Annotated in this window: 10 protein-coding genes and 1 pseudogene; 4 read left to right on the forward strand and 7 right to left on the reverse strand. The window is 74.4% G+C overall.

Annotation, left to right across the window (positions count from 1 at the left end; genetic code table 11):
* Window positions 1–157: 157 nt before the first annotated feature.
* The 4 genes from VR45_RS17705 to VR45_RS17720 form a co-directional block, all read right to left on the reverse strand.
* A complete protein-coding gene (locus VR45_RS17705; protein WP_234326018.1) occupies window positions 158–577 on the reverse strand; it encodes an NUDIX domain-containing protein in 420 nt (139 codons plus the stop codon).
* A 25-nt stretch (window positions 578–602) separates the two neighbouring features.
* Window positions 603–785, reverse strand: coding sequence for a hypothetical protein (locus tag VR45_RS17710; protein WP_045940747.1), 183 nt, complete (start codon window positions 783–785; stop codon window positions 603–605).
* A gap of 190 nt (window positions 786–975) precedes the next feature.
* Window positions 976–2,376 carry a DUF4190 domain-containing protein gene (locus tag VR45_RS42425; RefSeq protein ID WP_052709173.1) on the reverse strand — a complete coding sequence of 467 codons (1,401 nt, stop codon included), beginning with the start codon at window positions 2,374–2,376 and terminating at the stop codon, window positions 976–978.
* 200 nt (window positions 2,377–2,576) lie between these two features.
* Window positions 2,577–3,392: a methyltransferase domain-containing protein gene (locus tag VR45_RS17720; protein ID WP_045940748.1), complete on the reverse strand. Its 816-nt coding sequence runs from the start codon at window positions 3,390–3,392 to the stop codon at window positions 2,577–2,579.
* A 175-nt stretch (window positions 3,393–3,567) separates the two neighbouring features.
* Here VR45_RS17720 and VR45_RS47915 point away from each other — a divergent pair.
* Window positions 3,568–4,742, forward strand: a pseudogene (locus VR45_RS47915) (dihydrofolate reductase family protein).
* A gap of 94 nt (window positions 4,743–4,836) precedes the next feature.
* Window positions 4,837–5,490, forward strand: coding sequence for an HAD-IA family hydrolase (locus VR45_RS17735; protein ID WP_078896618.1), 654 nt, complete (start codon window positions 4,837–4,839; stop codon window positions 5,488–5,490).
* Window positions 5,491–5,539: 49 nt separating this feature from the next.
* Here VR45_RS17735 and VR45_RS17740 read toward each other — a convergent pair whose 3' ends face one another.
* Window positions 5,540–6,877 (reverse strand): M20/M25/M40 family metallo-hydrolase, encoded by a 1,338-nt coding sequence (locus VR45_RS17740; protein ID WP_045940751.1) that lies wholly within the window; start codon window positions 6,875–6,877, stop codon window positions 5,540–5,542.
* A gap of 186 nt (window positions 6,878–7,063) precedes the next feature.
* Here VR45_RS17740 and VR45_RS17745 point away from each other — a divergent pair, with 186 nt between their 5' ends.
* Window positions 7,064–7,321 (forward strand): type II toxin-antitoxin system prevent-host-death family antitoxin, encoded by a 258-nt coding sequence (locus tag VR45_RS17745; RefSeq protein WP_045940752.1) that lies wholly within the window; start codon window positions 7,064–7,066, stop codon window positions 7,319–7,321.
* Window positions 7,318–7,578 (forward strand): Txe/YoeB family addiction module toxin, encoded by a 261-nt coding sequence (locus VR45_RS17750; protein ID WP_045940753.1) that lies wholly within the window; start codon window positions 7,318–7,320, stop codon window positions 7,576–7,578. Before VR45_RS17745 ends, VR45_RS17750 begins: the two co-directional genes overlap by 4 nt.
* 80 nt (window positions 7,579–7,658) lie before the next feature.
* Here VR45_RS17750 and ychF read toward each other — a convergent pair whose 3' ends face one another.
* Both ychF and VR45_RS17760 read right to left on the reverse strand, forming a co-directional pair.
* Window positions 7,659–8,732 (reverse strand): redox-regulated ATPase YchF, encoded by a 1,074-nt coding sequence (gene ychF / locus VR45_RS17755; protein WP_045940754.1) that lies wholly within the window; start codon window positions 8,730–8,732, stop codon window positions 7,659–7,661.
* A 77-nt stretch (window positions 8,733–8,809) separates the two neighbouring features.
* Entirely contained in the window at window positions 8,810–9,202 is a 393-nt protein-coding gene (locus VR45_RS17760) for a VOC family protein (protein WP_045940758.1), read from the reverse strand.
* Window positions 9,203–9,436 lie beyond the last annotated feature (234 nt).

The following is a 9,436-nucleotide window of genomic DNA, read 5'->3' on the forward strand; positions in this document are numbered from 1 at the left end:
CAGCAGGACCAAGGCTATCCCGCCCGCCGCGTCGGCCTTTCCGATTGCCGGGGCACCGCGCCACGCGTCGCGCCGCGCGGCGGGGTGCACCGGGCTCGGGAAGCGGGGCTCCAGGGGGCGGGGCTCCAGGGGGCGGGGCGACGGGGCGCGACGGAGCTCAGGAGGCGGCGAGGAGGCGGGCGACCTCGGGCAGGACCTCGCGGTCGTGGTCGAGCCAGTCGACCTCGGCCAGCTCGGCGGCGCCGAGCCAGCGCAGCTCGTCGTGCTCCTGGAGCGGGAGCGGCTCGCCGGAGAGCAGTTCGGCCGCCCAGAGCCGCAGCTCGAGACCGGGCCGCACCAGCCACGCACCGGACAGCCGGGTGAGTGCCCGGGCCCGGACGCCCAGTTCCTCCATCAGCTCGCGCTCCAGCGCCTCGGTCTCGGTCTCACCGGGTTCGGCCTTGCCGCCCGGGAACTCCCAGCGCCCCGCCACCTCGGCGGGCGTGCTGCGCCGCGCGGCGAGCACCCGCCCCCGGTGGATCAGCGCGCCGCCGACGACGATCCGGTTCTCCCCCGCGGGGTCCATGGCCTTGTCCATGGGCCCCGACCCTACGGCGTGCGGTTCAGCTGTGCGGCCCCCGCGCCTGGGAGTCCCCGGCGGGCTCGGCCTCGACCCAGTAGAGCTGCTTGTGGCCGCGCGCCTCGAACTCGGCTGCGAGCTGTTCGGCCGCCTCCCGTCCGATCCCCCCGACGACCCGGAAGCGCTGACCGTTGTCGTCCTGCCGCATCACCCGAAAGGTGTCCATGCGCCCAGGCTAGGACGCGCCGCGCCGGTGTGGAGCGGCCCCGGCCCCGGCCCGCGTGGGGGTCGGGTCGGGGCGGGGCTGCACGGGACACTACGCCCCGTTCGCTACCGGCCGGTACGGGGGCTGTTAACAGCCGGTTAGGCGGTGGCCGGACCGGTGTCGGCTCCGACTCCGGCTCCGGAAGCCGGGCTCAGGCCCGGATGTCCGCGGCCTGCTCGCCGGTCGACAGCCCCAGCGCGCGCCGGATGTCCAGGGCCAGCCTGCCGCTCTTGACGGACAGCGCGTCCGCCTTGCCGACCTCGCGCTCCAGGGCTGCGGGGTCCATGGTCCTGGCCGCGGTGTCCCAGGCGTTGGCGGCGTCCAGCTTGAGCGCGCCCAGCTCGACCAGCTTGGCCCTGGCGCCCTCCGGCCAGTCGATCCCGTTGACCGACAGCTCGGTGACCTCCTTGCGGCAGGCCGCGGCCATCGTCTTCGCCCACTCGCGGTACTTGGCGGGCGCCGCGTCGACGTCCAGGTCCGGCTCGGCGAACAGCGCCTTGTTGTAGGCGAGCACCGCGTCCAGGTAGGTGCGCTGGGCCTGGGTGAGCTTGGTCCGGTCGGTGCGGACGCTGCCGGCGTGCGGCTGCTGCTCGTCCTGGAAGGTGCAGGTCACCCGGCGGTCGCCGGTCATCCAGCTGCGGACGCTCGGGTAGTAGTAGTACCCGTCCACCCCCTCGGGGACGAGCCAGGAGTCGAGCGCGTACTCGTCCCGCACCGGGCCGCAGAGCTTCTCGGCGCCGTCGCCGATCTCCTTCCGGCTGGGGTACTGGTCGTCCCGGCCACCGGGGAGGACGACGGTGCCGGCGACCTCGGCGTGGTGCGGCGCGGTGCAGGGCACCACCCGGACCCAGTAGACGCTGGTGGACGCGGGGTCCCCGCTGAGCGGCGGCTGGTCGAAGCAGTCGCCGACCCGCAGGTCGTTGACGGCCACCGAGCCCTTCGGCCCGTGCCGGGAGTCGCCGTACCGCTCCTCGTCGAGGCCGACCGCGGCCAGCCCGATGAACGCGATCAGGGAGACGATCAGCGACAGGACGCCGACGACCAGGCCGGAGACCGCCAGGCCGCGGCCCTTCTCGTTGCGCCGGGATATCTGGACCAGCGCGACCACCGCGAAGCCGAGCGCCAGCGGCCACAGGCAGAACAGGGCGGTGACCAGCGAGGCGATCGCGAAGCCGTTGGTGCGGGTGGGGGCGGCCGGGTAGGGGAAGCCGGGCTGGAAGCCGCTCTGGGAGGCGGGGGTGATGGCGGCCCAGCCGGTCGGCGCCGGCGTGGCCTGGGCTGCCGGCGGCGGCACATCGGCGGGGGCCGCCCAGGGGTCGGCGGCGGGCGGCGGCACCGGGCCAAAGGCGGGAGCGTCGGCCGGCACGGACGGAACCGACGGGACGGGCGTGGCCGGCGGGACGGGCGGAGCCGCCGGGGCGGGGGCCGTCCACGGGGCGGCCGCCGGCTCGAACGCGGCCGCGAGGGCCGGCTCGGGCGTGGGCCCGGAGGCCGGCCCCGGCTCGGGCGTGGGCGCCGGGACGACGGCAGCGTCGGACTCGGGCTTGGACACGTGCGATCTCCCCCGGCCCGCGGGCGGCGGGCGGCAACTCGGCAGGACGACCCGAGGTGCCCGCGGACGGAGCCCGGTGGCCCGTCGGGTACGGGAACAGGCGCGCGACTCTACCGGATCCGGTGGAACGCCCTCCCACGTTTTCCCGCCGCACGAACGACCCCCGCACCGCGCCGCCCGCGCCGGGTCCGGCCACGGCGTCAGCGCCGGGCCAGCACCTCCCCGTGCAGCATCGCGAACCACCCGTCCCCGGCCGCCGCCCACTCCCGCCACCCGGCCGCGATCCGGGCCAGTTCGGCCTCGTCCGCGAACCCCTCGGCCACCGCCGCCCTGGCGATGCCGGAGTCCGTGATCCGCTCGGCCCACAGCCCGCCCCACCACGCGCGCTGCTCGGGCGTCGCGTACGTCCAGGTGCTCGACGTGGCGGTGACCTCGGTGAATCCGGCTTCCCTGGCCCAGGACAGCAGCCGCCGTCCGGCGTTCGGCTCGCCGCCGTTGTGCCGGGCGATCCGCTCGTACAGCTCCAGCCAGCGGTCCAGCTCGGGCACCTCCGGGTACCAGGTCATGCTGGCGTAGTCGACGTCCCGGACGGCGACCGCGCCTCCCTCGGCGGTGACCCGGCGCAGCTCCCGCAGCGCCCCCACCGGGTCGGCCACGTGCTGCAGCACCTGATGGGCGTGCACCACGTCGAACTCCCCGTCCGCGTACGACAGCCGGTGCACATCGGCGACCTCGAACACGACGTTGGACAGGCCGCGCCCGGCGACGTACCGGGCGGCCTCCTCCAGCACCTCGGCCGAGGCGTCCGCGGCCACCACCCGGCCGGTCGGGCCGACCAGTTCGGCCAGGTCGGCGGTGATGGTGCCCGGGCCGCAGCCGATGTCCAGCACGGCCTGCCCGGGCCGCAGGTGGTCGCGCAGATAGGCGGCGGAGTTCTCGACCGTCCGGGAGCGGTGCGAGCGCAGCACCGGCTCCTGGTGGCCATGGGTGTAGACGGCGTTCTTCGGTGCGGTCATGGTGATCTCCCCCTCGGGACCAGCGCTTCCTCGACGCCTCCGACGCTACTCCTCGTCCCGCATTTCAAGAAGATTCGTCTCACATTGTGGTCGCACTGCCGGCCGCAGGACGTCCCGGCCCGTACCGTGGACGGCGCACCCGACCGAACCGCCCCACCGTGAAGGGCTCGCCACCATGCCCGGCCCCCGCCCCTTCGTCCTGCTGAGCGCCGCCATGTCCCTGGACGGCTTCCTCGACGACGCCTCGCCCGAGCGGCTGCTGCTCTCCGGCCCGGTCGACTTCGACCGGGTGGACGCCGAGCGGGCCGCCGCCGACGCGGTCCTGGTCGGCGGCAACACCCTGCGCGCGGACAACCCGCGTCTGCTGGTCAACGACCCCGCGCGGCGGGCCGCCCGGACCGCGGCCGGCCGGCCCGCGTACCCGCTGAAGGTGACCCTCAGCGCGAGCGGCCGGCTGGACCGTGCGCTGCGGTTCTGGCACACCGGCGGCGAGCGGCTCGCCTACACCACGGACACCGGCGCCGCCGTGCTGCGCCCCGAGCTGGCCGGACTGGCCGAGGTGGTCGCGCTCGGCCCGGCCGTGGAGCTGGGCGCGGTGCTGGACGACCTCGGTGCGCGCGGGGTGCGGCGGCTGATGGTCGAGGGCGGCAGCGGGGTGCACACCCAGTTCCTGACCCAGGGGCTGGCGGACGAGCTCCAACTGGTGGTCGCCCCACTGCTGGTCGGGCAGCCGGGCGCGCCCCGGTTCGTCGGCCCGGCGGACTTCCCCGGTGGCCCGGCCCGGCGGATGCGGCTGCTGGAGGCCCGTACGGTGGGCGATGTCGTCCTGCTCAGGTACGCCCCGAAGGAGCCCGCCCCGTGACCGAGCCGCACCCCGCGACCGAGCCCGGCCCCGCGTCCGAGCCCGACGCCGATCTCGCGTTCCTGCGCCGGGCGGTGGAGCTCTCCCGCCACTGCCCGCCCTCGCGGACGGCGTTCTCGGTCGGCGCGGTGGTGGTCGCCGCCGACGGCACGGTGCTGGCCGAGGGCTTCAGCCGCGAGGTGGACGGCCACGACCACGCCGAGGAGGCGGCCCTCGCCAAGCTCCCGGCCGGCGACCCCCGGCTGCGCGGCGCGACCGTCTACAGCTCGTTGGAGCCCTGCGGACAGCGGGCCTCCCGCCCGGTGCCGTGCGCCGAACTGCTGATCGCGGCCGGCGTCCCCCGGGTGGTGGTGGCCTGGCGCGAGCCGTCCACCTTCGTCGCCGAGACCCGGGGCGCCGGACTGCTGGAGGCGGCCGGCGTCGAGGTGGTCGAGCTGCCGGAGCTGGCCGAGGAGGCCCGCGCGGTCAACGCGCACCTGCTGGGCTGAGGCCGGCGGCGGCATCCGGGGCGATCTTTTGTATCCTTATTGAACAATAGGCTCGCACTTCGCGCGCCCCCTCATCCCCGGACGGAGCCGCCCCGTGCCCACGACCTTCACTCCCCGCGCCCTGCTGCTGGACATGGACGGCACCCTGGTCGACTCGGACGCCGTGGTCGAACGCTGCTGGAGCCGCTGGGCCCGGGAGCACGGCCTCGACCCGGCCGAGGTGCTGCACACGGCCCACGGCCGCCAGGGCCACGCCACCATGGCCGTCCTGCTGCCCGACCGCCCGGCGGAGCTCAACCTCGCGGACAACGAGCGGATGCTCGCCGCGGAGCGGGCCGACACCGAAGGCGTCGTCCCGGTCCCCGGCGCCCCCGCCTTCCTCGCCGCCCTGGCCGGCCACCCGCACGCCCTGGTGACCTCCGCCGACGCCCCGCTCGCCCGGGTCCGGATGGCCGCCGCCGGCCTCGCGCTGCCGCAGGTCCTGATCACCGCCGAGTCCGTGGGCGCGAGCAAGCCCGACCCCGAGGGCTTCCTCAAGGGCGCCGCCGCGCTCGGCTTCGCCCCCGCCGACTGCCTCGCCTTCGAGGACTCCGGGGCGGGCATCGCCGCCGCCCGCGCCGCCGGCGTCCCGGTCGTCGGCATCGGGCCCCGCGCGGTCGGCCACCACCCCTCGGCCCACGCCGCCACCCTGGAGTCCGTCACCGTCACCGCGGGCCCGGACGGCACCCTCACCGTCACCGTCGCCTGACCGCGGCGGCGGGGCCGCGCCACCCGGCAGCGGCCCGCCCCGCCCCGTCTCAGCGGCGGGCGCGGTCCGCCAGCCAGCCGGCCATGGCCCGCACCCCGACGCCGATCGCCCGCTCGTCCGGCTCGAAGGTCTCGTAGTGCGGGTAGCTCGTCTCGATCCCGGCCCCCGGGGTGCGCACCCCGAGGAAGGTGTACGTGCCCGGGACCCGCTCCAGGAACAGCGCGTAGTCCTCCCCGTTGAACGGGAACGCGGTGCGGTTCACCGTGACCGCGCCGGCGCCGAACTCGCACCGCAGCCGCCGGGCCAGCGCGTCCGCCGCGTCCGCCGGGCAGAGCAGCGCCGGGAACGGGTCCCGCGGGTAGCCGACCACCGCCCCGGGGAACGTCTGCGCCAGCCGGCGGATCTCCTCCCGGACCTCGGCGTCCCGCTCCGGCGGCCAGCACCGGAACTTCGCCTCGACGACCGGCCGCCCCTCGGCGTCCGGGGCCGGCGCCACCCGCGCGCCGGTCACCAGGAACCGGGCCAGCGGCCCGTCCGGCGTCTGCACGTCCCGGACCATGGTCTCCAGGGCCGCGGGATCCTGCGGCAGCGGCACCGTGCCGAGCGCGGTGATCGCGCCCACCAGCCGGGCCGCCGACGCGGCCGCGTCCGGCCCGCCGAACGCGATGTTCACCCAGTCCTGGCCGGGCAGGCCGCTGCCCGGCGTCACGGCGAACCCGCCGACCGGGTAGGGGCCGGTGTGCAGGGCGTGGATCTCCTCGACCCCGGTCCGCTCCAGCCACCCCTGCGCGAGCATCGCCCGGGCACCCACCAGGCCCTCCTCCCCCGGCTGGAAGAAGAAGACCACCGTGCCGCTCAACCGGTGCCGCAGCCGGGCCAGCGTCAGCGCGACACCCACCCCGACCGCGGTGTGGATGTCGTGCCCGCAGGCGTGCGCCGCCGGCCGCCCCTTCTTCGGCGGCATGATCCCGTCGCCCGGCACCGCGTCCATGTCCGCCCGGTAGGCCACCGTCCGGCCCGGCCGCGCACCGCGCAGCACCGCGACCACACCGTTCCCGGGCACCGCCGTCCCGTCCGGCAGGGTGGTCCCGCCGACCCCGGTGGCCACCTCCAGCCCCGCCGCGCGCAGCCGCCGCGCGACCTCCCCGGCGGCGTACGTCTCCGCACCCGTGGTCTGCGGGTTCGCGTGCAGCGCCCGCCGCAGCGCGACCAGCTCGCCGTCCAGCCGGGCCGCCATGGCGTCCACCGCCGCCTGGTCGACGGGGTTCCGCCGCCCCACCGACTCCGCCGAGGCCCCCGCCCCGGACGCCATCACCACGGCCCCCGCCCCGGCCACCCCACCGAGCACCGCCCGCCGACTCGGCCTGTTGCCCGCCACGTTCCCCATCAGTCCCCCACCCGATCCGATCAATGTGACGCCCAGTCAACCAGCCTCCCCGCACACACCACCAGCCCCGTGAACCCCAGCGGAAACAGCACCGCCCGGCCCCGGGGTGCCGCGACGCCACCTACGTCCTTGTTGCCAGACCAGCCGCGACGTACAATTTCCTGTACCTGGAAGAGGAGTCTCGCAATGAAGACGATGACCTACTCGGAATCCCGCGCACGCTACGCCGAGGTGCTCAACGCGGTGACGGACGACCGCGAGGAGATAGTGATCACCCGCGCCGGACGCGAGCCCGTGGTCATCGTGTCCCTGGAGGACTACCAGTCCCTCAAGGAGACCGCCTACCTCCTGCGCAGCCCCGCGAACGCGCGCCGACTGCTGTCCGCCATCGACGAGTTGGAGAACGGCGGCGGGACGGTGCGCGACCTGGTGGACCCGGAGTGAAGATCACCTTCGCCTCTCGGGCCTGGGAGGACTACCTGTGGTGGCAGGCCCAGGACCGCAAGATCCTCAAGCGGATCAATACGCTCCTCGCCGATGTCGCGCGCAACGGCAACGAGGGGATCGGCAAACCGGAACCGCTCGAGCACGGATTCCAGGGCTACTGGTCCCGGCGGATCAACGACGAGCACCGCCTGATCCACAAGGTCACCGACGACTCGATCCTGGTCGCCCAGTGCCGGTACCACTACGAGGGTTGAGCCGGCGAAGAGCCGAACGGAACGGGGGGTGTTGCCCGTCCCGCTCGTGAGCGGGACGGGCAACACCCCCCGTCGGCCGGTCAGACGTTGAAGCGGAACTCCACCACGTCGCCGTCCTGCATGATGTATTCCTTGCCCTCGATGCGGGCCTTGCCCTTGCTGCGGGCCTCGGCGATGGAGCCGCAGGCGACCAGGTCGTCGAAGGAGATGACCTCCGCCTTGATGAAGCCCTTCTGGAAGTCGGTGTGGATCACACCGGCGGCCTCGGGGGCGGTCGCGCCCTTCTTGATGGTCCAGGCCCTGGTCTCCTTGGGGCCTGCGGTGAGGTAGCTCTGCAGGCCGAGGGTCTCGTAGCCGACCCGGCCGAGGGTGGCCATGCCGGTCTCCTCCTGGCCCATGGACTGGAGGAGCTCCAGCGCCTCGTCCTCGTCCATGCCGATCAGCTCGGACTCGATCTTGGCGTTCAGGAAGATCGCCTCGGCGGGGGCGACCAGGGCGCGCTGGGCCTCCTTGAACTCCTCGTCGACCAGCTCGTCCTCGTCGACGTTGAACACGTAGAGGAAGGGCTTGGTGGTGAGCAGGTGCAGCTCGCGCACCGAGGAGGCGTCGAAGCCCGCCTCGAAGAGGGTCTTGCCGGTCTCCAGGATCTTCTGGGCGGCCTCGGCGGCGGCCAGCGTGGCGGCCGACTCCTTCTTCAGGCGGGCCTCCTTCTGGAGCCGCGGCAGCACCTTCTCGATCGACTGGAGGTCGGCGAGGATCAGCTCGGTGTTGATGGTCTCGATGTCGTCCTTCGGCGAGACCTTGCCGTCGACGTGCACCACATCGGGGTCGACGAAGGCCCGGATGACCTGGCAGATCGCGTCCGACTCACGGATGTTCGCCAGGAACTTGTTGCCCAGGCCCTCACCGACCGAGGCGCCGCGCACGATGCCGGCGATGTCGACGAAGTCGACGGTGGCCGGGAGGATGCGCTGCGAGCCGAAGATCTCGGCGAGCTTGGCCAGCCGCCCGTCCGGGACGCCGACGACGCCGACGTTGGGCTCGATGGTGGCGAACGGGTAGTTGGCCGCCAGCACGTCGTTCTTGGTCAGGGCGTTGAACAGGGTCGACTTGCCGACGTTCGGCAGGCCGACGATTCCGATCGTGAGCGACATGAAGCGCAGTCCCGGGGGCTTGGAGGAGTTGGGCCGGCCCGCTCGCCGGGCCGATCCCCCAGTCTACGGGCAGCGGGTCAGGCGCCCGCCGCCGCCGGCGAGGGCTCCAGGAACTCCAGGCGGTTGCCCAGCCGGTCGCTGGAGTGGAACCTGCGGTGCCCGGGCAGGTTGTCGTCCCAGACCACCTCGTGGCCGTGCGCGGCCAGCCGCTCGGCGAGGGCGTCGAGGTCGCCGATCTGGAAGCCCGGGTGCCCCTTGCGGGACGGCCGGAACTCCGGCACCACCCCGAGGTGCACCTCCACCCCGCCGCCGCGGAACCAGCAGCCGCCACGCGCGGCCAGCACCGGGGGCTTCACCAGTTCCGTCATGCCGAGCACGCCGTGCCAGAAGGCGCGGCACTCGTCCTCCGCCCCCGCCGGGATGTCGAGCTGGACGTGGTGCAGCCGTTCGAAGGTGAATCCGCTGGTCATCCACTCCCCCAGGTGTGATCGGACGTCGGTCACATCAATACTCCGTCCGAAGACACGGAACAAGCCCCGACGGCCCATTACACAGTGTGGCGATGATCGGACCGTACGTTGGGCGGGTGGAGCAGAGCATCCGTACCCAGCCGCCAGGGCCCAGACGCCGACCGCCGAACGGCGCGGCCGGGGCCGCCGTCCCCGGGCCGGGCCGTGCCCCCGGAACCACGGGCGGACCGGCCG

Source organism: Streptomyces sp. NRRL S-495 (assembly GCF_000966955.1).
GTDB classification, from domain to species: domain Bacteria; phylum Actinomycetota; class Actinomycetes; order Streptomycetales; family Streptomycetaceae; genus Kitasatospora; species Kitasatospora purpeofusca.

Bases quoted from the DNA above. Each gene is read 5' to 3' on its own strand.
- VR45_RS17705 (WP_234326018.1), bottom strand. From the start codon at position 577: ATGGACAAGGCCATGGACCCCGCGGGGGAGAACCGGATCGTCGTCGGC.
- VR45_RS17710 (WP_045940747.1), bottom strand. From the start codon at position 785: ATGGACACCTTTCGGGTGATGCGGCAGGACGACAACGGTCAGCGCTTC.
- VR45_RS17720 (WP_045940748.1), bottom strand. From the start codon at position 3,392: ATGACCGCACCGAAGAACGCCGTCTACACCCATGGCCACCAGGAGCCG.
- VR45_RS17740 (WP_045940751.1), bottom strand. From the start codon at position 6,877: ATGGGGAACGTGGCGGGCAACAGGCCGAGTCGGCGGGCGGTGCTCGGT.
- VR45_RS17745 (WP_045940752.1), top strand. From the start codon at position 7,064: ATGAAGACGATGACCTACTCGGAATCCCGCGCACGCTACGCCGAGGTG.
- ychF (WP_045940754.1), bottom strand. From the start codon at position 8,732: ATGTCGCTCACGATCGGAATCGTCGGCCTGCCGAACGTCGGCAAGTCG.
- VR45_RS17760 (WP_045940758.1), bottom strand. From the start codon at position 9,202: ATGACCAGCGGATTCACCTTCGAACGGCTGCACCACGTCCAGCTCGAC.